General features: G+C 60.2%; 21 protein-coding genes. 10 read left to right on the forward strand and 11 right to left on the reverse strand.

What is annotated here, in order from left to right; genetic code table 11:
- Nucleotides 1-54 precede the first annotated feature (54 nt).
- The 4 genes from K410_RS41320 to K410_RS0133180 are packed head-to-tail and all read right to left on the reverse strand — an operon-like array spanning nt 55 to nt 3566.
- Nucleotides 55-177, reverse strand: a complete 123-nt coding sequence (locus tag K410_RS41320; RefSeq protein ID WP_433994222.1) for a hypothetical protein — start codon at nt 175-177, stop codon at nt 55-57.
- Between the two features lie 10 nt (nt 178-187).
- A complete protein-coding gene (locus K410_RS0133170; RefSeq protein WP_245269577.1) occupies nt 188-1090 on the reverse strand; it encodes a plasmid partitioning protein RepB C-terminal domain-containing protein in 903 nt (300 codons plus the stop codon).
- Nucleotides 1087-1977, reverse strand: coding sequence for a plasmid partitioning protein RepB C-terminal domain-containing protein (locus K410_RS0133175; protein ID WP_028138866.1), 891 nt, complete (start codon nt 1975-1977; stop codon nt 1087-1089). Before K410_RS0133175 ends, K410_RS0133170 begins: the two co-directional genes overlap by 4 nt.
- Nucleotides 1977-3566: a recombinase family protein gene (locus tag K410_RS0133180; RefSeq protein WP_283805939.1), complete on the reverse strand. Its 1590-nt coding sequence runs from the start codon at nt 3564-3566 to the stop codon at nt 1977-1979. The genes K410_RS0133175 and K410_RS0133180 overlap by 1 nt, the downstream gene beginning before the upstream one ends.
- Nucleotides 3567-3786: 220 nt before the next feature.
- On the opposite strand from K410_RS0133180, the gene K410_RS37615 reads away from it, so the two are divergent.
- Nucleotides 3787-4035, forward strand: coding sequence for a hypothetical protein (locus K410_RS37615; RefSeq protein WP_049820421.1), 249 nt, complete (start codon nt 3787-3789; stop codon nt 4033-4035).
- Between the two features lie 482 nt (nt 4036-4517).
- Here K410_RS37615 and K410_RS0133190 read toward each other — a convergent pair whose 3' ends face one another.
- From K410_RS0133190 to K410_RS0133205, 3 genes are all read right to left on the reverse strand, one after another.
- Nucleotides 4518-6095: a hypothetical protein gene (locus K410_RS0133190; RefSeq protein WP_028138868.1), complete on the reverse strand. Its 1578-nt coding sequence runs from the start codon at nt 6093-6095 to the stop codon at nt 4518-4520.
- 149 nt (nt 6096-6244) lie between these two features.
- On the reverse strand, nt 6245-6406 hold the full coding sequence (locus K410_RS40075; protein ID WP_155253795.1) for a hypothetical protein: 162 nt from the start codon (nt 6404-6406) through the stop codon (nt 6245-6247).
- Nucleotides 6407-7076: 670 nt separating this feature from the next.
- Nucleotides 7077-7643, reverse strand: coding sequence for a hypothetical protein (locus tag K410_RS0133205; protein ID WP_155253796.1), 567 nt, complete (start codon nt 7641-7643; stop codon nt 7077-7079).
- Nucleotides 7644-7787: 144 nt separating this feature from the next.
- Here K410_RS0133205 and K410_RS0133210 point away from each other — a divergent pair, with 144 nt between their 5' ends.
- The 7 genes from K410_RS0133210 to K410_RS37620 all read left to right on the forward strand — a co-directional run bounded on the left by K410_RS0133210 (nt 7788) and on the right by K410_RS37620 (nt 14665).
- The gene (locus K410_RS0133210) at nt 7788-8270 is read left to right on the forward strand and encodes a hypothetical protein (RefSeq protein WP_155253797.1); all 483 of its coding nucleotides are present in this window, start codon (nt 7788-7790) and stop codon (nt 8268-8270) included.
- Nucleotides 8270-8995, forward strand: coding sequence for a SprT-like domain-containing protein (locus K410_RS0133215; protein WP_245269579.1), 726 nt, complete (start codon nt 8270-8272; stop codon nt 8993-8995). The genes K410_RS0133210 and K410_RS0133215 overlap by 1 nt, the downstream gene beginning before the upstream one ends.
- A 42-nt stretch (nt 8996-9037) precedes the next feature.
- Complete coding sequence (locus K410_RS0133220) at nt 9038-10627, forward strand: hypothetical protein (protein WP_028138873.1); 1590 nt, start codon at nt 9038-9040, stop codon at nt 10625-10627.
- A 187-nt stretch (nt 10628-10814) separates the two neighbouring features.
- Complete coding sequence (locus K410_RS0133225; protein WP_028138874.1) at nt 10815-11387, forward strand: hypothetical protein; 573 nt, start codon at nt 10815-10817, stop codon at nt 11385-11387.
- A 5-nt stretch (nt 11388-11392) separates the two neighbouring features.
- Complete coding sequence (locus tag K410_RS0133230; protein WP_155253798.1) at nt 11393-12358, forward strand: hypothetical protein; 966 nt, start codon at nt 11393-11395, stop codon at nt 12356-12358.
- The gene (locus K410_RS0133235) at nt 12351-12959 is read left to right on the forward strand and encodes a hypothetical protein (RefSeq protein WP_028138876.1); all 609 of its coding nucleotides are present in this window, start codon (nt 12351-12353) and stop codon (nt 12957-12959) included. The genes K410_RS0133230 and K410_RS0133235 overlap by 8 nt, the downstream gene beginning before the upstream one ends.
- A gap of 5 nt (nt 12960-12964) precedes the next feature.
- On the forward strand, nt 12965-14665 hold the full coding sequence (locus K410_RS37620; protein ID WP_049820423.1) for a type IV secretion system DNA-binding domain-containing protein: 1701 nt from the start codon (nt 12965-12967) through the stop codon (nt 14663-14665).
- A 154-nt stretch (nt 14666-14819) separates the two neighbouring features.
- On the opposite strand, the gene K410_RS0133245 is transcribed toward K410_RS37620, so the two are convergent.
- The 4 genes from K410_RS0133245 to K410_RS0133260 form a co-directional block, all read right to left on the reverse strand.
- The gene (locus K410_RS0133245; protein ID WP_049820424.1) at nt 14820-15257 is read right to left on the reverse strand and encodes a hypothetical protein; all 438 of its coding nucleotides are present in this window, start codon (nt 15255-15257) and stop codon (nt 14820-14822) included.
- Nucleotides 15251-16048, reverse strand: coding sequence for a hypothetical protein (locus K410_RS37625; RefSeq protein ID WP_245269326.1), 798 nt, complete (start codon nt 16046-16048; stop codon nt 15251-15253). Before K410_RS37625 ends, K410_RS0133245 begins: the two co-directional genes overlap by 7 nt.
- A gap of 24 nt (nt 16049-16072) precedes the next feature.
- The gene (locus K410_RS0133255) at nt 16073-16468 is read right to left on the reverse strand and encodes a hypothetical protein (protein WP_028133750.1); all 396 of its coding nucleotides are present in this window, start codon (nt 16466-16468) and stop codon (nt 16073-16075) included.
- 166 nt (nt 16469-16634) lie between these two features.
- Complete coding sequence (locus K410_RS0133260) at nt 16635-16895, reverse strand: hypothetical protein (RefSeq protein ID WP_028133751.1); 261 nt, start codon at nt 16893-16895, stop codon at nt 16635-16637.
- A gap of 573 nt (nt 16896-17468) precedes the next feature.
- Here K410_RS0133260 and mobF point away from each other — a divergent pair.
- Both mobF and K410_RS37630 read left to right on the forward strand, forming a co-directional pair.
- Entirely contained in the window at nt 17469-20114 is a 2646-nt protein-coding gene (gene mobF / locus K410_RS0133265; protein ID WP_049819931.1) for a MobF family relaxase, read from the forward strand.
- Entirely contained in the window at nt 20104-20370 is a 267-nt protein-coding gene (locus tag K410_RS37630) for a hypothetical protein (RefSeq protein ID WP_155253232.1), read from the forward strand. The genes mobF and K410_RS37630 overlap by 11 nt, the downstream gene beginning before the upstream one ends.
- Nucleotides 20371-20388 lie beyond the last annotated feature (18 nt).

Raw genomic sequence — 20388 nt, forward strand, 5'->3', positions numbered from 1 at the left:
TGCGCGCAGTCGCTTTGACTACCGTCGCGAGCAATCTGATCGGCTTTGGCGCCGCTATGCGCCGCCATCGCCGAACCTCCAGACCGGAATTCCCATTAGCTGCGCCTTGTAGGCAAGGTTGTCCTGAATGCCGGTGCCGGGAAAGACCATGACGCCGATCGGCATCCGCGTTAGCACCGGGAAGCTCCTAGGCCGCCGACTTCTGCTGTTCGGCGATCTTCTGGAATTCGGCGAGGAGTTCAGGAAAGTTCTGAGCGAGGTAGCGCACAATCCGCGCGTTCTCAAGCAGGCGATGAAGATAGCCAGTTGCGACGACAAGATCGAGATGATCGGCGCCATACGACTGTTCCATGAGACGAAATTCGCGATCCAGGTTCGCGGATTCCTGCTCCATCAATGCGACTTGTTCATCCGTAAGGCCTTCGACGTGCTTTGGTCTTGCCGTTTCAACCAATTGCGACTGCGGAGTGGCTCCCACCAGGGACTTCGCATACGTGATAGAGAACTTGTTCATGGCGACCATGAGTTGGGCCGCCTCTATCTGTCGCATCGCCTGCATCTTCCGCAACTCTGCGAATGTTGCAATCGGGACGTGCTTGTCCTTGAGCAGATCGACCGCTTCCGTACATATGCCATCTAGCAAGCGCGTCTTTAGCCGGACATGAGACACGTTCACATTCAGCACCTTCGCGATGCGTTCTTCCGGGACACCTCGTTTGATCGCGGTCAGGATCATATTGCGCTCCTGAACGGTTGCGATCCGGCTAACTCTCTTGTTGTATGTAAACGCCTCGTCGTCCGTCGCGATCAGGCACGTCGTTTCCGTGATCCCCAGCTCGTGCAGGACCGCGAGCCGCAAGTGTCCGTCGAGAAGGAGATACTTGCCCTTTTCGCTCCGATCTCGCGCGACAATGAGCGGCTCTACAAGACCGATCTCTCGTACGGAGGATTGGATCTGGCTGTACTTCGGAGTCTTCTTTACCGCGTCGTTGATCAGGCGGAGCGGCTGAATAGCGCCAACAGGAAGGTTCACGCGCTCTTTCTCGAACGCCATTGTGATAGGACGCCGATCAGGTTTGTTGGCCATCATCCGACGTCTCCTCGTTCCATCCGTCCCAACAACTTCTTTGGCACGGAATCGAGCTTTTCCGCCTTCAGGAGGGAGACAAACCGTTCGTCTCCAAAGAGCTCACGCATTGCATGAGCAATGAAGAGCAATCGATTTCGAGTGGCATCCGCCTTGCGGATCAGGAGGCGCTTGCGATCCGTATCCTCCTTGTAGGCACGGAGCAGGGTGCGGGAGGATAGTCGCTGTGACATCTCTTTCGGGCCACTCCCACGAATTGCTCGCCCGCGACGCCGCCTACTCTCGACAATGCGCTTCACGATCATCAATTTTCGGCCCCGCAAGAGATTTCGTTCGTAGGCCTGATGAAGCGCTTCCTGGATACCGATATCGTCGGCATCCGCGATCTGTACGGCAACGCTCACCGGAATATGTCCAGCTTCGACCGCCCTCAGCAGACGCTGTTCACCTTGCGCGAGCAGGCGGCCGACCCCGCGTACATATTCGAGCGACAATCCGGTCTTCTTGGCGATCTCCGCATCGGTATAGCCACGTTGTTTCATACCACCGATGTCGTGGAGTAGGTCGATGGCATGATGCTGGCGCCTGGCACAGTTCTCAACCAGGCTCTTGACCATGCAATCTTCAACACTGGCTTCGATGACAAGCGCCGGGATCTCGCTGGCCCCCAGCTCCATGAACGCCTCCAAGCGTCCCTGACCGCAGACCAGGTCGTATCTAACCCCCTGGTGCTCCTCTCGCTTGGTGACCGTAATCGGCTTCTTGAGGCCCAACGCAGCAATGTTTTCGACCAGCTCCCGGAAGCTCTTCTTGTTGCGTATCCGCGGGTTGACGACCGATACCTGTGAGATAGGAACGATCTGCACGGCAAGCGAACTGCTTTCTGCCATCACGCAACCTCCCTGAGAGGGGCTCTCTCTGCCAACTCGAAGAGAGCTTCCATCGAATCGAACAGATAGGCATCGAGCGAGATGCCGTTGTGCTCTTGCAGGCGCAACACTCGCTCATTCATGTCTAGGGTTGGCAAGATCAGGTAGTCTCGCGCCGAAATGTTTGAACTGTCCATCCGGACGGCGACGGTGATATCGGGCATCAGGCTCCGCTCCAGTCGAACCCGCCATCGCAACGCACCTCCGGCAGTCTCGCGACAGCGCGCGATCACGACAGAAACGGAGAATTCGTCGTTCACGATCAGTAACTCGCTGGATGCCTGAAGGTGGACACACCCGCCAAAGCGCTTAAGCCCGCTGACGACCTCCTCGATGACGGTTGGATGGAGCTTCCGGAGAGCTTTATTGATCTCGATATAGCTGAAGTCCCGTTCGGGGGTGTAACCGACCAGACGATAGGCGCGGATGAGACTGCCGAAGCGCCGCTGGAAGGCGCCACTGGATGGGCAGCGGTCCGTTTCATCGATCAGCAGTCCGGAAAGAGCTCCGTTGGCAAGAAGTAACTGACGAAGGCAGACGAGCATTTCCTCGTCGGTCATCCGCTGTGAGCGGGCGTCGATGATCGCTTGAGCCGCGTCATACAGCATCCGGTCGACAATCGGTTGAAATGCATTGTCAGCTCGCACCCAAGACTGCGGATCATTTCGGACGCGGCATTGTTTCAGTTTGAACGAGCCACGATTCCAGACATTATTGCCAATGTATTTCTCGTTGATGAGGATCTGATGGACGGTCCCGCGGGTCCAGGGCCGCCCGAGGTCAGTTTGGATGCCTCGTTTATTCAGATTGTCTGCGATCGCGACCTCGTTGAGCCGTCGCTCCACGAAATCCCGATATATCCAGACAACAATCTCTGCTTCTTCTTGCGGCCCAGGCACCAGGATGACACGATCGGTCTGAATGCTCTTGTGTTGTCGGCGCTGCAAGATTCCTTTGCATTCGCCGCGGTCATCAACGAGTTGACGGCGCAGGCCGAAGCCTGACGGGCCGCCTTGGCGAAAGCCCAACTCAATCAGCCGCTTTTGGCCAGCGAAAACCTTGACTGAGAGTTCTCGGCTGTATTCGGCCGCCATACGTCGCTTGACGACTTTTTGGACGTCGGATCCGATGCTGCCGTCATTCTCGAACTCTTCCGCACAGTATGCGACCTTCACGCCGGCAGCGCGACAGCGGTACTCGTAGAACGCGGCCTCGTCGGAATCCGGAAACCGTCCCCAGCGACTGACATCGTAGACGAGAACAATTGAGAAGTCGGCCCCTCCGCCCTCGATGTCGGCCAGCAACCTTTGCAGTCCGGGCCGCCCCTCGATATTGAGCCCGCTCCGACCGGCATCGATATAGGTGTGGACGATCTCGAGCCCCCGCTGTGCGGCATAGCGCTTGATCACATCAGACTGGTTCTCGGTCGAATATTTTTGGTGCTCCGTGGACATGCGGACATACTGCGCCGCGCGAAGCGATCGAAGGGAGTGTGGATCCCCTGTCCGCTGGCTGAAAGCCGGTGTTCTCGACGTTTCTTTGCGTTCCACGATACTAACCGGTCTTTGGCTTGGACGTGGCGCGAGCTGAGGGGATGCTGAGGATCGCTACTCCGCGAGTGTGTCAAGTATCTAACTAGAAGGGATTGGAAAAATGTTGCCAAAAACAGGCAGAATTTTTCGCAACGGGAGTGGCGACAATGCACCCCGACTGGTTTACGCACGGGCCGTAAGCGAGGCCTTGAAGAAGGGATCGAGGTCGACGCCACATATGACGAAGAAGATCCGGCAGTGGACTGGGGCAGGCGAAAGGACCATCAAGAACTGGCTTGAGGGCAGTTGCGGACCGAGAGGTGAACACCTGCTGCTGCTTGCCTACTATTCAGATGAGGTCTTTGAGGCAATTCTGACGCTGACAGAACGAGACCGAAACATCGCGAGGCCGAAGTTGCGGATAATCTGCGACGAGATGACCAAGTCTCTGCGGGTCTTCCGGAATCTCATGGATCAGGAAGTCTGAGGGCCGCAGACATCGCTTACCGGCGCCACAGCGTCCGTTGCGAACTTGGGGTTCGCGCCCCGCGCCGGCCAGCGAGAACAGCTCTAGGGTGGTAGGCCATGGATCGGTTGTCGAAGGACCGTAGACGGCCTGCATGCCAACAATCCGCAAAGTGTCCGCACATGTAGCCATCGTAGCCGAGCCAGTCGATCAGAGGGCGGATCGAGGAGGACAGTCTGGACCCTATGCCCCCTATGACCCCTATGATCCCTGTAGTGGATTGAAGTCCGCTCAGCTTGCCACCAGGCAGGCCGCGATCGGCCGCGCCGGGATCTACGGACCGTATGACCCCTATGATCCTCATGACTTCGGCGGCGCCGCGATAGCCGCCTCTCTAGCGAGTAGGACAAGATTGGTTGCCCGAATGTCGTTGGGCGCCTTGTCTAGCGGCGGCCCGGCCCCTAGCGTCCTTAGGCTGACGCGGCGCTGCCATTGCAACTCGCTTACTGCTCTGTGCTCTTGAGCGAATACTTCGCAGGACTCCATTTTCCGATGGCCGGATGTTTGATCATGACGAAGCCCGCCGCGCGCGTGCCGGCAAGGCTCGCCACAAAGGTCTGGAATTTCTGACGCGTTCCACCATGTCCGGCCGCCAGTTGCCGAAGCTTGATGTCAAGCTCATTGACGGTGAGCTGGCCTTCACCATACCGGACATGCCATTCCTTGAAGAATTCTGCCACCTGCAGACGATCGGGATCGTCGCGCTTGGCGTCAACAATCCTGGTGACTGGATCAGCGCATCCTAAGGCGATTAGCGGGTCTCGGCACCATGCCGCCCACTGCTCAAAACTCCCGAGAGGCAAGCCGGGTTTGAGGCGATTGAGGCGTCCCCACCGCCAAACGGTCAGGGCCGCAGCGAGCAGCTCGATGCGGCTACGCTGAATGCTCGCGAGGAAATCGCCGTCAAAGGACCGGCTCTCGGGATCTTCGCAGCGAGCGTCGAGATTTACGAACAAGAAGCGTCGCGTCAGATCTTCAGCAATACGAATGGCGTTACCAGTGATTCCGAGGAAGGTGTTGGTCGGGACGCTAACCAGGTTGGTATTGTTCCCAAACGGGCGAATCCCACAGGGATTCTCCGTTGCGATCTGCGCCAAGAGATTCGATTTGATGATCTCCGAGTTTACGTTGTCGAGAAAGATCACCGGATGAGCGCTGACAAGCGCTGCGGTCAAGCGCTTATCGAGCTCTTTGCGGTCGCCCGCCGTTGTGAACGGACTCGGCGCCACATTATATGCGATCCTGGCGATGGCTCGGACCAGTTTGCCTTTTCCAACGCCAGCGCCGGAGTACTGCGGCGAGCAAAAGACGAATCCGGGCGCAAGCGCCAGGCTGGGGCGGCTGACCGCCGTAAGGATCGCGGCAAGGTGGGTCGATTCGTCGGCGCCCGGCGGCTTCGTGAGGTCCACGACCTGCTTGCGGCCGGAGCCGTTCACGAAGTTCGCGTCCCTAAAGGGGAATGTTGCGAAGGTGCGACGCAGCCGAGCGAGAGCTTTTTCCGCCTGCTGCCGGGAGGGACGCATCGGAATGCTGGGCAGTTCGATGCCCAGGCACCAGAATCCGGTTTCAGCATCATAGCCTTGTGCGGCTCGAATTGAACCATCATCCGAAAGGATCGGGGCGCGACAGATGCCCTGCAGATTGCCCGTGCCCCACTTGTCGTGCAAGTTGAGGTACAATTGCGCGACTTGACTGGGTAAGGTCACACGCTCGAACGTGATCTCGCCGCCGACGATCTTCTCTTTGACCGGTCGGCAAACAAGATGCGTGTAGTTCACGACATCATGCTGATTGATTGGCTTCGCAACAGCGTCTTGACCATCCTCAGCGACCTTAACCAGCGTAGTAGCCCTCTGGAAGAAGAAGGAACCCGCGGCCAGATGCTTTGCAAGCTGGCGAGCTGCGGCAGGGCGATCGGCGTCATCGATTACCAAGAACGGACGCTTATCATCCGTCTGCGCGCGCAAGGGGGCGTCTGCGGGCTTTGGCAGCTTACGCTTGAGCTGAGCAACTTTACCCATACGAATACCATTCTGACGGCTTCAGCAGCCTGCAGGCGCGACAAACGTGATGCGCGAAAAAAGCAGACCTGCAATCAGGTAGTAAGCCGAGCAGGTCGGGGGGAAATCCGCCCCGCTTCATGTGTCGGATTTGAGTAGATCGATGCCGGTCACGCCAAGCTGGCTAGAGCTTCCAGGTCCAGATCAGAGAGCGTCTCGTCAGACTGCACAACCGTCTCGGACCAACCGCCGCTATTCGATCGCGCCGCAGCGGTGGCGATATCGAGTTCATAGATGATGTCCGGAATGCCGGCGGCGGGGGTATGGAGCACGGCCTCAGCGCATTCCAGCTCTAGAACTCTCAGGGGGGCGACATACGGGCCTAGTCCTTGGAGCTCGAGCCTGTGCATCGCATTGCTCGGTAGGTGCTTTCGGAATGGCTCAAGAGACACGGGATGCATTATGTCGTGGGCCGAGCGCCCCCTGTGACGGTTATGCAGGAGATCGCGGATCCTATGGCGCAGCTCCGCCTCTTCTACCTTCGTCGACGAGAGGCGTCTAAGCTGCGAGCAGCGCATCGCTAACGCTGTTCGCGCGGCAGACGCCAGTTCTTCGTCGGCTGCGACGCCCAAGCCATCCTCTGTCTGTGCAACATAGGCCTCGCCAACAGTTAGCTGTCCGGTGAAGTGTCCCCGACTATAAACACGTTCTAGCGTGATGCCATGCCACGCCCGCACCTTTCTCAGCAGGAACGGTAGCGGCACTGCTTGATCCGGCACGCGATCCAATCCGAGTGGATAGTGCCGGGTTACCCGGCGCAGTCCCGCATCATGCACCGTCTCACGCCACAATCGATGGACTCGCACGACTGGACGCGGGTTGCGCTCAGCGCCAGCTTCTTGGACGTCATCTACAATTTGGACATTCCAGATCGTCCCTGCCTCTGGCGGCGGCAGGACGTCACGGACCAAGCCCATCAGCTCTTCTCTGCTCGTCATCGGCTTAGAGCGACCTGCGCTTTCCCTGGCTACCGTTGAGAGCGCGTTTGAGGTATTCAGTTGTATCCATCGCAATCTGGGGCATCAATTCAAACAAAACCTTGCCTGGCTCATCGTACTTGGCGCACTTGCGCAAGTCGTATGTCTTGCTCTCGAGCTTCAAGACCAGCGGCAAAATCTCGATGTTCTCCGCATCGATTCTCTCGACCAGTTGCCTCGTGACCGGTGACGTCGACAAGCGCTTTTCATCCTTCTTGCCGACGATGTGCGTGACATCAGGCACGAGGATTGTGCCGTGCTTTCCAACGGTGTCGAGCAGACGGTTGAGGACGGGGTATTCCTCATCATCTTCCTCGAACTCAACGGACCGAAACCAGTTGCGCCTGATAAGACGCAGTCGGCCTCGGATTAGGTTAAACGCATCGCTCTTCACGTCTTCGCGCGACAAGACGGCCTGAAATCGCTCAAGCGCCACTCGTGCCCTATTGTTGTGATAGGACGTAGCGCTTCGCCTCGGAGCTTCTTTGCCCTGAGCGGCATGATAGGGAAAGATCGGAAGTCTCAGGCCCATCTAATTGCTCCAACTTCGGTCCTGCCGTCGCGGGCGGTTTCCCCCCGACCTACTCGCCTTATGACCCTGCTCCAGTTCTGGTCCACTCAGGCGGATCGGGCAGCAATTGAGCGCTCGACGCTTAACAAATTCTGAGTCGAGACCATGCCCGAGGGGTTGGACGTCAATCTGGTTACCGTAGCCATACCGGAGATCGACAAATTCGTTGTGCACCACCACAACGGAGCGAAAGCTGCGATCGACGCGATGTCGCCGTCCCGTCGGTGGTCTGCAGAAACGAATCTCCGCAGCTGGCGCCGGCAGATCCACACGATCGATCCGACGAGCGAGAACGGCTGGGCCTTCTCCGGTCCTGAGCTGCAGCCAGGCGCCAAGGCGTCCCTGCCGACCGGCGCGGTCATCGTCGCCTGTGACTATAGCTGGGCGAAGGCCCGCTGGTATGCCGGTCAGCACATCAAGCCCATGGAAATCGAGGCTGCGCTCTACGAGGTGACCGCCACCGGCTTGGACCAACTGACACGATCGATGCGCCGTGCTTGGGCACGAGACCTGATCGGGTGGCTGGTCAAGAACCGCGAGGAGATCCCGACGAAGTCGCGGGTTATCTCCAGCTACGGAGCGGCGTGATGGCCGCAGCGAAGAGGAATGCGCACTCCAGGCCGCGCGCGAATCGCGTGCGCATGGATCGTACGAAACAGCGCCGTGGACATTCGACGAGAGCGCGGAAAATTGATCCGATTCCGGAGTCCTACCAGCCGCTCCGTCGTGCGTGTGCGACTCTGAACGATAAGCTCTTCGGCGGAGAGCTGCCGCCTTGTCTCATCACGCTGCAGCGGAAGAAGCGCGCGTTGGGCTTCTTCGCCGGACGCCGCTTCCGTTCCGCCGATGGCACCACTATCACTGACGAGATCGCGCTCAACCCGGCGAGCTTCGCCCAACGCGGCGCCAAGAAGGTGCTTTCCACCCTCGCGCACGAACTCGCCCATCAGTGGCAGCACCATTATGGCAAGCCGTCACGCACCGGTTACCACAATGCCGAATGGGCGGCGAAGATGCTGCAGATCGGGCTGGTCCCGTCCGACACCGGGCGCCCCGGCGGAAACAGCACGGGCCAGCGGATGACGCACTACATCAGGCCCGGCGGCTTGTTTGATCTCGCCGCCGACAAGCTGATCGCGAAGGGGTTCGCGCTCGCCTACGTCGAGCGCGCGACGAAGGCCGAACGCAAGGTCGCGCTGAAGAAGCGCCAAAGCAAGACCCGCTATCGGTGCCCGCGCTGTCAGCAAAACGCTTGGGCCAAACCCGCAGCGAATCTCGTCTGCGGCGATTGCCACGAGCGGCTCGTGCCTTAGGCAGCGTAAGAAAACCACCACATCCCGGAAGGAGACTCGAACATGAATGCTGCCTGGAAGTTCATTTGTGCGGTCGAGGCCGCAGGCGCAAAGCCCGGCGGAGCGCGCATTCAGCGAAAGCTCATCGGCGACATGATCGCGAGGCTGATGTTGTCCTCCAACGGCGAGCGTCCCGGTATCCTTGAGTGCTCGGCCAAGCTCGAGCTTCCCTTCGACGTTACTACGACAACCCTTCCAATCCGCTTTCGTATCGGCGATTGGGCACTGGTTGGAGCCGTGGAGCGCATGGTGCGCGACAAGATCCTGACGATCTTCCCGGTCCGGCTGCGAGAGGAAGACGGTCTCGTCACGGACGGTGTGCTGGGGATGTTCAAGGACAGACCGGTTGTCGGAATCACGGCTTCGCGCGAGATCGACACGCTCTTTATCCGGATCGGCGGATTCAGGGATTCCGCGATTACCTCGGATCACGTAGCTCAATCGGCGGCGTACTCAGTAAAGGAGCAGGAAGGGAAGGCGAAGACGGGCAAAGAAACACGGCCGAAAGATGAAGACGCAAGGCGTGAGCGCAGCCGCAAGCTGCGCGAGACGGCTACCGAGCGCCAGCGGGACAAGGAGAAGAGGGAGTACGGCGACATCCCGGCGCCGCTCGCGGCCATCAACATTCGTCCAACGGTGTTGAAGACGGGCAACAGCAATCTCGCGATGACCGTCCTCAACGAGATTCCGACGACCAAGAGTACGTCGGGACAGTACAAGCACGAAGGCATCGTGCAACGGCTCAAGGTCGCGCTTTCAGTGCAGATGCTTTTGACCTCTCATGGTCTCAGGGTGCTTCTTGGCAGCGCTGCCGGCGCGGAATCGGAGCTCGCGGCTATGCCGATCGGGCTCGGCGACATCCCCAGCCGGCTGGTCACGGGTCGCGAGCACCTTGCGAGCCTGACGGCATTCAGTACGGAGGATGAGCTCGCGCAGTGGGCAATGCACAAGTACGCCGCGGTGAGAAGCGGGGGCCAGGGGCACAATGCGAACGACTGGCTGACCGACGCCATTCGCGCGGAAACGGAGCCGGTGAGAATCCTGTTTCGCGCCTATCAGCGCGCACAGTTGGTGCTCACCGCCCGACGCAAGGCCTCCGGCATGAACGCGAAAGCCGCCGACCGAAAGCTGGAGGCGGCCTATAACGATGCCAGCACGCACCTGTCGGTGAATGAGGCCTGTCAGGTCGCGATCTTCGCCGACATTAACCCGGCTGAGCTCTGGATGCAGTACGGAGCTTTCTTCGGAAGGACGTTCGAACTGGCGCGCTTCGTCGGACGGATCGTGATGGGCGTTGACGCGGAACTCCGCCGCGACCTGTTGGAAACCGCAAACCAACTGCTGGCAGCCCAGCCGGAGGGAACGGATCTTTCCGATCTGCAGATCAATCTCCGCGAGATCCTGAGCAAGGTCATCTCGCCCGCGAAATTCGAGTTTGCATTGAGCATCGCGAGAATAGCGAACGGGATGATTCGTGTCGCGCGGGCAACGCGGGAGGTTACGGTCGAGGAGTACGACGGTCGGCGCTACGCCATCGTCGAGGGATTGGAAGGCTCGCTTGCCGTCGTCGCCATGCCCCCGGACGTCCCCTAAGGCACTGACAAAGCAACTCATTTCCATGTCGATTCATTCTTTGGACGGGCGGGGCGCGCTGCCCGCACGATCGGGGCCGGGCGGATCAAAGCGCCTGTCAACTGAGAAGGACCAACCAAGCATGCTGCCGAATCTCAACGCCTACCCCCTCCCGCGTGACGCGAGCGCAACTGAGGAGATCCCCGTCATGAGCCGCCTCCTGGTGCACGAGACCGGTCACGTCGTTGTGGCCGCGTCCGCGGGCATCCCGACCGACTACCTCATCATCGATCTGCAGAATGGGCGGCATGCCGGCTACATCGATGAGAGCTATCGCGCCCGGATCGCCGCAAAGCCCGCTCTGAAGAGCCGTCTCCTCGCTGGGGGAGCGGCGGCGGAGATGGCCACGTTCGGCGCTGCCGAGCTGACGATCTCGCGCGATGATCTCGAGCCGCTCGCCGAGCACCTGGACATCCCCAAAAGCAACGATAGCGAGAATTGGATGAAGCACACGTTCTTCCGTGCGCTGTGCCTGCCGCTGCTGCTGCCGCGTGATGTGGTCGACATGATCCGGCCGACTTATGTGCAGCTCGTGCGGGCAATCGAGGACGCGACTTATCTGATCGATGGCGCGCATGTCATCCCGATCGAAGCCTATCACACCATCGCGCTGCCTTTGCCGCAGGCCGAATACTGGCGGGCGCGTGAGCGGACTCGGCAGGGTCGCGACCGCGAGCTCATCCTGGCGACGCTGCGGGCCGGCGCCAAGTCGGGGGCCTAGCATCGATGGCGCCGCGTCATTCGGCGCGGCGCCTTTCTCCAAAACGTATCGCGCATCCTGAAACCAGCAAGCTCGCAACCAAGCCGTCGCGCAGCCCCAACCGAAACGTGGCAAGAATGAACAACCAGAATATTGAGAAAAAGAACATCTCCTTCGTCGAGAGCGGTCCTGTCAGCGTGATCCTGAGCTCCGATGAAGGCGCCGCGGGCAAAACCACGACCGCGCTGCAGCTCGTCACTGCTTTCGCATTGGCGGAACAGCCGCTCGATCTCTTCCAGATGGATTCCAAGAAGAAGCTTGCCATGAAGTCCGGTGTTACGGTCACGAGCTTGCTCGTTCCGGAACATCGGGAGAGCCGCGGAGAGGATCTCGTTCCCAGCGATCTCATCGCGCCCTGGTATCGCGCGGTCACCGATATGCCGCAGTCCAAGCGGTCCGTGCTGCTCGAAGTGGGCGGCGCGCTCGCGCCGTTGTTCCATGCCGGCATCACCGACCTCGACCTCGATGAGGATATCACGAGCCTGGGCCTGCAGGTATTGGCGCTCGTGGTATGCAAAGCCGGTGAGGACTCCGCCTCGCAGATGCTCCGCGAGCTCAAGCGCATCGAGCGCAACCTGCCCAATGCCACCACGGTCGTGGTCCTGAACTACTACGCGGGCGATCCGATCGAGGCGATCCGCTACGTCGACGGGGACACGCGCAAGGCCTTCTTGGGCGCCACGAAGCGCTATCCCGTGATCAAGATGCCCAGGGTGCGCGCACGCAGCATGGCCATCTTCGAGCGCCTGCAGGCGCTGCCCTCGACGGTCGTCGCCTGGCACGTCGATAACTATGCGGAGGCGATCCGCCGCACCGGCCGCCCGCGCGACGAAGCGAAAATCCTGGTCAAAGATATCGCCGAATGGTCGGGTATCATGCAGGACGAGATCGTCCGCATCCTGCCGTTCCTCTCGGGAGAGCGCGATGGCTGATCGCCGCGCCCTCTTCCGCAAGGATGTGACGAAGGTGAAGAGAGACGCCACGAGCGAATCGCGGCAGCTCATGAATCGCCTCAAGCAGATGACGCCGGCGCAATTCGTGCGCGTGCCAGCTAAGACACTGGCACGTTTGACCGCCGCCCAGTATCGCGAGGTCGTCGGCGCGATCGCACCGGAGATCAGCTGCCCGGTGCCTCCCTCGCCGCCAAAGCCCGAGCGTGAGACGCTCGGATGGCGCGAGCGATGGCGGCTGTTGCCGTCCTCTGCGCAGATGACGGTGATCACGTTGGTGTTGACCACAGTGATTGTCATGATGGCGGTTGCGAGCCCGCAGGCCTGGAGATGGACCCTGACGCACATCGAAATTGTGCGGCATCAAGAGCGCAGCACATGGCCACGGTGCGCGCGGTTGAGCCCGTATACCGACGGCTGCCTGTATTTCCCGACCCATGACATGGACTGGGATGCTCTTGCACAGCAACTACACATTCCGCGGCAGCAGCTTTACGACGACAACAAGCATCTTCCCCCGCAGTTCATTCCCGCGCGAGCGCCAATCGTGATTTGGCGCCACCGCGGCCGCCTGGTGGATTGACTGGCATGAAACGTCTCGCAAACTATGAATATCGCCCGGCGGCGCCAGCGGCATTCGCCTTCATTGGCACGGCTATGCTGTCATGCCTGCTCGGGCTCGCGCTGTCCTTTGCCCTCATCCCGCCGACGGCGTGGCGGCAGGATATGGCGGTCGAACTTGGCGTTACCGATCTGGTATCCAACATCAACGCGCACGGCCTGCTCGCCGCCCTGTCCGCTGACGATCTGCTTCGCGAAACGCTTCCGCGGCTGGTCGGCGTGGCGCTTGCTGCGCTCATGTCGGGGATTATCGCGTTTCGGATGCGCCGTCGCGCTACACCCATTGTGGATGGTCGTGAGCACTACGAAGGGCTCAAGCTCCTGAAAGGCGTGGCCGCGATTGCGAGCGCCAATGAGCTAGTGGGCAAACAGCACAAAGGAACCGATCGTACGATACAATGGCTGCCAGGCGTGTTCATCCCGCGCGTCATGGAGGTTCAAAACCTCTTGATTCTCGGTGCCATTGCTTCCGGCAAGACGCGCATCATCCTTTATCTGCTCGAAGAAATGATCGGCCGACTGCTGCGAAATCCCACCGCTGATTACGGCCTGTTCGTCCACGACACGACTGGCGAGATATTAGACGGATTTCCGATGGAGAACGATCAGTTCGCCGTCATCAATCCAGATCGTCCGGGAACGTTTGCCTGGGCGATGGGGCGGGATCTTCGCGATGACAGCGATTGCGAAAGCGCGGCCGAACAGATCATCGGGCAAACCAGCGAAGCGTTCTGGGGCAAAGGTGCCGCAACGCTCTTTGCGGGTAGCATGATCGTGTGCAAAGCCAAATGCGGCGACACGTGGGGGCTGCCGCAGCTCTATATGGCCTGCCTCCGCGAGCCTGCGCAAATGAAGGCCGAATTCGAGCAATACTATCGCCCGGCGTCGGGTCTCATTGAATCCGATGCATCGGGCGAGCTCAGCAAGACCACGGTCTCGCTGTTGTTGACGTTCCGTGGCAGCGTGCTGCGCGTGCTCCGACCGCTGGCAAAAGCATGGGTCGACGCTCCCCGCGAGCGGCAATTCTCGTTCGGAGAATGGGTTAGCGGATCGAACCCGAACCAGCCCAAGGTCGTCATCGTTCAGCGGTCCGGTCGTCATCCGGAAACCAGCGCGGCCTGGATCGGGATGGCCGTCGATTTCATTACGGCGGCGGTCGGCGACAACAGATTGCCGGTGAGCCAAACGCGCATCCGGAACTTCGTCCTTGACGAGGCCCCTGCGCTGGGCCGGCTGCGGCGATGGCCCGAGCTCCTGGACGTCGCAAGGAACAAGGGTGCATCTACAATCGCCGCCATCCAGGACATCGCGCAGTTCAAGCGGATCTATGAGGATGCGGCTCCCAGTATCTTCCAGCGTTTCAGGACCAAGATCATCTGCGCGCAGACCCAAGGTCCCGAGACGACGGAGCTTGCCGAACAGACGATTGGCAAGCGCTCGATTCTCGAGGCGGACGTGACGCTGACCGTTGAACGGGGGCCGGCAGGCCGAACTGAGCAAAGCGTGACGACGAAACGGATACGAGAAGTGCCAATCGTCCGAGCTGAATACTTTGCGTACCGACTTGGCGTTGCCCACCGAAAGGTCATGGCTCTGGTTCTTGGGCTCGGCGACGTGCTTGAAGTGGAATGGCCGATGCGGGTCTGGCGGAAGCGGAGGCACACTTAATATACGCCACGATCTTTCGCGCACGTACGCTGAAACTCAGGAATGTCTACGCCGGAGGCACACTTCGTGCGCAGGGTCCTTGCGCGATACGGGCTCTGCGCATGGGCCGATGACGTTCGGAGGAAGGGCTGGTCTCGATCCAGTCGTGCCTGCGCTACTGCGTCTGCACGGTAACAATAGAAGAGAGCTTGCTTGCCGAGCAGCTAAACGACAAACCCGCGAAATCTAAGCTCACGTCTTCGTCGGGCCTCGACAACGTCCTCTTGAGACAGCGTATCGCCCCCTCTCGAACCCTATCCGCCCCGCCATGGAGCACGACTGAACCGGCGGCGCCGAGAAAATCAAAATAGTCAGTCTTCGGATATTTCCCCTCTACGACGGCGACAAAATTCCTGAAGGGCAAGCAGCCGATCGAGGCATATTTTACGGATGGATGGGAGAGAAAGATCACCACCGAGCTTCGCCGGCCGACGTTAACGCCTGGTACGCGCGCAGCGACTTCGCCGGCCATCGCATCACACTCATCGGCTCTACTTGGACAAATCGATCCGAGGCTGAGCATCGCAATTGCGAGTGAAAGGACTTTCAGCATGCGCTCTTCGACGTGTTCTCGTTTCCAGAAGCCAGCCCAAAGGAGACTGCCTCACGTGCCATCATGCCGAGTTTCGCGCGCGGATGGTTGTTCTGCCCTAGCCAATTCGGAATGTTCGCCCCTTGCGAGACGAAATGCTCAACGTGAACGACGGTTATCTGTCCATCGGTGTACGCAACCTCGTTCACGGTTCGCCAAGTACCAGGCCGCCCCGCCTCGATCGCACGGCGCGCTGCGGACACATAGCTCCCCTTAGCGCCAAGACCGAACATGATGATCAGCTTCGTTCGATCGGGTAGGTTGCGCAAGAACGTGGTCGCGCAAGCATGCGAAATTCGCTTGCCAAACTCATGCTTCATGAACTCGTCGATCATCCCGCCACTGCCGACCCATGTCTTCCCGTCGAAGCGCTCGACGGTACAGCGGACCAGCGAGCCCCATCCGAAGCGGCCCTGCGTATTGGCAATCGTCTGATCGACGAGGTCCTTTAGCTCCTCGGGGTGGGCGGCCGGAAGCAGACCCACATGGGCCAGAATCTTGCCGACCTGTTTCCGGCCCTTTCGGTATGGAATTTCATTATGAGGAAGCCGTTGAAGCTCGCCAGCTTGGCTGGGACCCTTCGAGAAGCCCAGGATGAGGACTTCAGGTTCGGTGTTCCCCCAAGCGAGCGGATTTGCGGTTATCCGCCAAGCTTGATCTGCGCTCAGCGTCCGCGTTTCATCGAACGAGAATCGGTCGGAATGATAGATCGAGCAAGAAATGCGGCCATGCGCCGGAAGCGAGCAAGTCATGATTCCATCGTTGCTTTTTGCGAGTTAAAACAGCCGAGACGCTACCGAACACTTTAAATCGGCGGACATTCCCATCTGCGCCTTCTCCCCGCGATCAAGCTTGGTCTGCTCTTCCCTGCTTAACCACCGCATGTTCATTTCGCCGGATGTCCGGTCAAGCGAGCCGGCCACAAGAAAGCCCTTCCACGTCCCGTTGAAACTGACGGATGATTTATCGACGCCTGTTATGCCATAGCGCCCGAACGGCGTGCTGATGCGCATAGTTTCCAGATCAACCTGTGTCGCTGTTGGAGACACCGCCGCGTGGATTACAGTTGGAAGGTACTGATGGAGCGTGCCATTGCACGTAAGCTCGATTGGCGCAGCGGCGGCGCTCGAAGCGGCGCTCAGGAATGCAGCCACCGCAACAGAGAGTTTCATTGTTGGAACCAGCCCCGGGTCTTGGCGAACACACGGGCCTTCTAATCAGATCAACACCTCGAAGTCATCTCATCATTCGGTAGCATTGATTCTGGCTCTCGACCTTCAGTGCTATCGCGGTGCATGTGGATACCGAAACTCATCGGCCTGGGCCGTTTCGCATTGTTTACTTGGACGTCTCGCTCTCGACGTAGGCCATCCAGTTATCGGCGCCGGCATATTCGCGTGCCAAGCCGTCGAGCAGGATTTGGCGGTGCGCCTCTGCCGGAATGACCTGCGGCAGCATTGCCAGAAACAACGGCTGACGGCTTTCACCGCTGTCCGACATGATGGTCCGTAGCAGATCCTCGCCGTGGTGCTTCGGGGCGATGATGGTCTCGGCGAGACGGTAGGCCTTGCGCTTCATGATGGGATAGAGGTCTGACATTCGTGTTCCTTGCTGTAGCTTGGGCGTCCCTTGACTTAGAAGGCGTCAAGCCGCGCTTCAAGGTCTTGGGCTTAGTGGTCACAGTGAAAGCTCTTTGCGTGCCATTCAGGTCAGGCCGTGGCAAGCGAACTATCAAATGTCTCGAGGAGAAATAGCGCCGCTTTATCCAAGCCATCGCGAACGTCACCAAATTTGGACGCCATAGCGACGTACGGATCTCTCCAACGTCGGGGGCAAGCCGATCGATGCGGGGACGCGTACAGAGGGCCCTCGTCTGGAGGAGTTTTCTGGAACCCTCATCAAACGGACTTGAGTGCCGTAGAGCGAGGCAGCCTGGACAACCGCGGCGAGGTTGATCGGTTCTCTTGAGGAAGTCGAAACAAGAAGCGGGCACGCATGTGGCGCCTTCGGACTGAGCTTCCAAAGCATACAGCACATTCGAGCGGCTCGTTCTCTCCAGCAACGCTCGGGATCCAAGCAATTGAAATAACTTCATTAATTCGGCCGCATTGATTCAATCGCCTTTGCTGGAGATATGCATATTGAAGAAGGCCTCCATCGGGGGCCTTTTTCGTGGTTGCGACCTGGAATCCAGCAGCGGCGAGCTCGTACTACACGCGTCAGCGTGAGACGGAGTATTACGCCGGCAGTGGCGAGCCGCCCGGCATCTGGTACGCGCCGGCCGGGGATTTTGGTCTCGTCGACGGATCGTGCGTCGACCGCGTCACCTTCGATCGCCTGTATCATGCGCGCGATGAAGGTGGCGCTCCGCTGCTCGAACAGATTCGCCGCCACAAAGAGCGTACGCCCGCCTTCGACATCACCCTAAGCGCGCCGCGTTCGGTCAGCCTCGTTTGGGGCCTTGGATCGTACGATACAAAATGTCTGATCGAAGCGGCTCAGCAGAAGGCGGTTCGGGCCACGCTCGCCATGCTGGAACGCGAGGCGACATGGGCGCGTCGCGGGTTCAAGGGCGCCTTCCTGGAAGGAGTCGCGTTGTCCTCGGCGACTTTTCAGCACGGGGAAAGTCGAAAAGCTCAGCACAGTGACGGGCGTGTGTTTGCCGATCCGAATCTGCACACGCATTGCGTATGCCTGAACATCGCGACACGTCCGAGCGATCATACTGTCGGCGGACTCCACTCGAAAATCATCCGCGATTTCAAGATGGCGGCCGGGGCGACGTATCACGCCGCGCTGGCCCATGAGCTTGAGAAGATCGGATTCGCGATCGACCGCGTCGGCAAGAACGGCGTGTTCGAGATCGCCGGCGTTGACGATGCGACGATCAAGTATTTCAGCGCGCGGCGCCAGGAGATCGAGGACGAACTCGCTGGACACGGCGTAACCAGCGGCCAGGCGACTGCGCTTGCGGCCGCCATCGCCAAGGCGACGCGAAGCAGCAAGCGCGAGAGCGAGAGCGTCGGGCGGGAGGAGGTCTGGCGCGATGCCGCGCGGTCGTTCGGCCTGGATACCGAGTCGTTCGCCGAGAACTTGAGGGACCAATCAAACACGCTCGATCAGGAAGCGGGCGAACGGGTCCTCTCGGAGCGATTGACAGCCCTGCCGGCGAGCCTCACGGAACATGAGAGCGTCATCGAGCGGCGTGAGCTGCTGCGCTCGGTGACAGCCGGGTTGGTCGGCACCGGCCTGCTGGTCGAGCGCGCGGAGATCGAATTTAACCGCCTGCTGAGCCAAGGCGCGTTCGTGGAAATTGGGCATGATGCGCTTGGCTTGCCCTGCTACTCGACCCCGGAGATGCTCGCAATCGAGCGAGAGGTCGTCGAACAGGCGCAACGTCTCGCAAAGCAGTCCTGGCGTTTCGTCGATCCGGGGGCGCTGAGAGACCGTTGCCGAGCCTTGGGGCTCATGGCCGAGCAGACGGACGCAGCGCTCGCCGCAACGACAAGCTCGGCGGTTGCCATCGTTGAAGGCGCCCCCGGGGTGGGCAAGTCGACGCTCCTCGCGCCGGTTGTAGAGGGATACGCCAAGGCCGGATGCCGGGTGATCGGCGCCGCATCCGCGTGGCGAATCGCCAACATGCTCCGGGATGACCTCGGAATCGAAGCCCGGGCAACGGCCTCCTGGATCGCGCGGCTCAAAGCCGGCGAGAAGGTGCTCGACAAGCAGACGGTCTTGATTGTCGACGAGGCCGGCCTGCTGTCCTCGCGGGACATGCATGCGCTGCTTGGCGCCGTCACCGTAGCCGGCGCCAAGATCATCCTCGTGGGGGATCGGCAGCAGCTCCAGGCGATCGGCGCCGGTCCTGGCCTGGATCTGGTGGCGCGCGCCGTTGAAGCTGCGCGCGTCAACAACATTGTTCGCCAGCGCGAGGCCTGGGCGCGCGAAGCCATCACAGCCTTCGGCACCGGGCAGTCAGTGTCCGCGCTCGAGGCGTTCGCTGAGCAGGGCTTGCTGATCGAAGCCGACGGCGCCAAGGCGGCCATCGCTCAGGTGCTGGATTCGGCTGAGCAAGTCCATTCCGGCGACCCCGCTGCCTCGATCCTGATCCTTGCAAAGTCCAACGCCGCGGTGGCCGCCATCTCACAGGCCGCCCGCGAGCGCCTCAAGCACAGCGGCATCATCCGGGGCCCCGAAGTTAGCTTCACCGCGGCCACGCCGTCCGGCCACTCAACCCAGATTACGTTGGCGGCCGGGGACAAGATCAGGTTCCTCGTCCGCGATGACGAACTTGGCGTGGTCAATGGCTCTACCGCGACCATCATCAAGGTCAGTGAAGCCGCCGCGCCCCTTGTAGATGAAAATCGGATCATCATCGAAGCCGACATCGAGGGGCGGCGAATTGCCTTCGATCCGATGCGGCTTGCCGACGCGCAGGGACGCCCCCGTCTTGGTTGGGCTTATGCATCGACCATCTACGGCTGCCAGGGCCTCACGGTCGATCATGCGGTCGTGTATCTGGATCACAGCTACAATCGCCACGACGCCTACGTGGCGACGAGCCGTGCGCGGGAGCGGACGGCGCTCGTGGTCGACGCCAAGAGCATTGATCGGCGCCTCGCCGCCGAACTGCCCTTCGATCAACAGCGTGATGATGTGGTCTTTTCGGCGAGCCAGCGCCAGAACTGGCTTGCCGAACGACTATCGCGCGCCTCGCCCAAGATTTCCACGCTCGACGTCATTGAGGGTTCGCGACCGCTCGAGCGGCAGACGGAGAAGGATCGGCATCATCGGCGGGAGCTCAGCTATGAGCTCTAAGCCGATGGCGGCGCGGTCGCGCATCAAGCGGCGGACGAGGGCCGTCGGCGCATGCGTTCATGCTCCCGCGGCTACTCCTGATGGTGTGTCGAAGAAGAGAGGGCGCCGACAGCCGCAAGCCGAGGACTTTCACGTAACACTTGATCTGCCGCCCTCGCCGCCGATCCTGGACCGCGAGTTGCGCGCGATTGAGATCCTGCTTGGCCGAGAGCTGCAGGATTTGCTTGCTGGTATTGAAGATTTCCCCGGAAAATAGCCGTTGACAACCCCTCGG

The sequence above is a fragment of the Bradyrhizobium sp. 22 genome (assembly GCF_000482425.1).
GTDB lineage: Bacteria > Pseudomonadota > Alphaproteobacteria > Rhizobiales > Xanthobacteraceae > Bradyrhizobium > Bradyrhizobium japonicum_B.

Excerpts from the sequence above, each read along its gene's own strand:
- K410_RS0133170 (WP_245269577.1), bottom strand. The coding sequence starts at position 1,090 with ATGATGGCCAACAAACCTGATCGGCGTCCTATCACAATGGCGTTCGAG.
- K410_RS0133175 (WP_028138866.1), bottom strand. The coding sequence starts at position 1,977 with ATGGCAGAAAGCAGTTCGCTTGCCGTGCAGATCGTTCCTATCTCACAG.
- K410_RS37615 (WP_049820421.1), top strand. The coding sequence starts at position 3,787 with ATGACGAAGAAGATCCGGCAGTGGACTGGGGCAGGCGAAAGGACCATC.
- K410_RS0133190 (WP_028138868.1), bottom strand. The coding sequence starts at position 6,095 with ATGGGTAAAGTTGCTCAGCTCAAGCGTAAGCTGCCAAAGCCCGCAGAC.
- K410_RS0133205 (WP_155253796.1), bottom strand. The coding sequence starts at position 7,643 with ATGGGCCTGAGACTTCCGATCTTTCCCTATCATGCCGCTCAGGGCAAA.
- K410_RS0133210 (WP_155253797.1), top strand. The coding sequence starts at position 7,788 with ATGCCCGAGGGGTTGGACGTCAATCTGGTTACCGTAGCCATACCGGAG.
- K410_RS0133215 (WP_245269579.1), top strand. The coding sequence starts at position 8,270 with ATGGCCGCAGCGAAGAGGAATGCGCACTCCAGGCCGCGCGCGAATCGC.
- K410_RS0133220 (WP_028138873.1), top strand. The coding sequence starts at position 9,038 with ATGAATGCTGCCTGGAAGTTCATTTGTGCGGTCGAGGCCGCAGGCGCA.
- K410_RS0133225 (WP_028138874.1), top strand. The coding sequence starts at position 10,815 with ATGAGCCGCCTCCTGGTGCACGAGACCGGTCACGTCGTTGTGGCCGCG.
- K410_RS0133230 (WP_155253798.1), top strand. The coding sequence starts at position 11,393 with ATGGCGCCGCGTCATTCGGCGCGGCGCCTTTCTCCAAAACGTATCGCG.
- K410_RS0133235 (WP_028138876.1), top strand. The coding sequence starts at position 12,351 with ATGGCTGATCGCCGCGCCCTCTTCCGCAAGGATGTGACGAAGGTGAAG.
- K410_RS37620 (WP_049820423.1), top strand. The coding sequence starts at position 12,965 with ATGAAACGTCTCGCAAACTATGAATATCGCCCGGCGGCGCCAGCGGCA.
- K410_RS0133245 (WP_049820424.1), bottom strand. The coding sequence starts at position 15,257 with ATGCTGAAAGTCCTTTCACTCGCAATTGCGATGCTCAGCCTCGGATCG.
- K410_RS37625 (WP_245269326.1), bottom strand. The coding sequence starts at position 16,048 with ATGACTTGCTCGCTTCCGGCGCATGGCCGCATTTCTTGCTCGATCTAT.
- K410_RS0133255 (WP_028133750.1), bottom strand. The coding sequence starts at position 16,468 with ATGAAACTCTCTGTTGCGGTGGCTGCATTCCTGAGCGCCGCTTCGAGC.
- K410_RS0133260 (WP_028133751.1), bottom strand. The coding sequence starts at position 16,895 with ATGTCAGACCTCTATCCCATCATGAAGCGCAAGGCCTACCGTCTCGCC.
- K410_RS37630 (WP_155253232.1), top strand. The coding sequence starts at position 20,104 with ATGAGCTCTAAGCCGATGGCGGCGCGGTCGCGCATCAAGCGGCGGACG.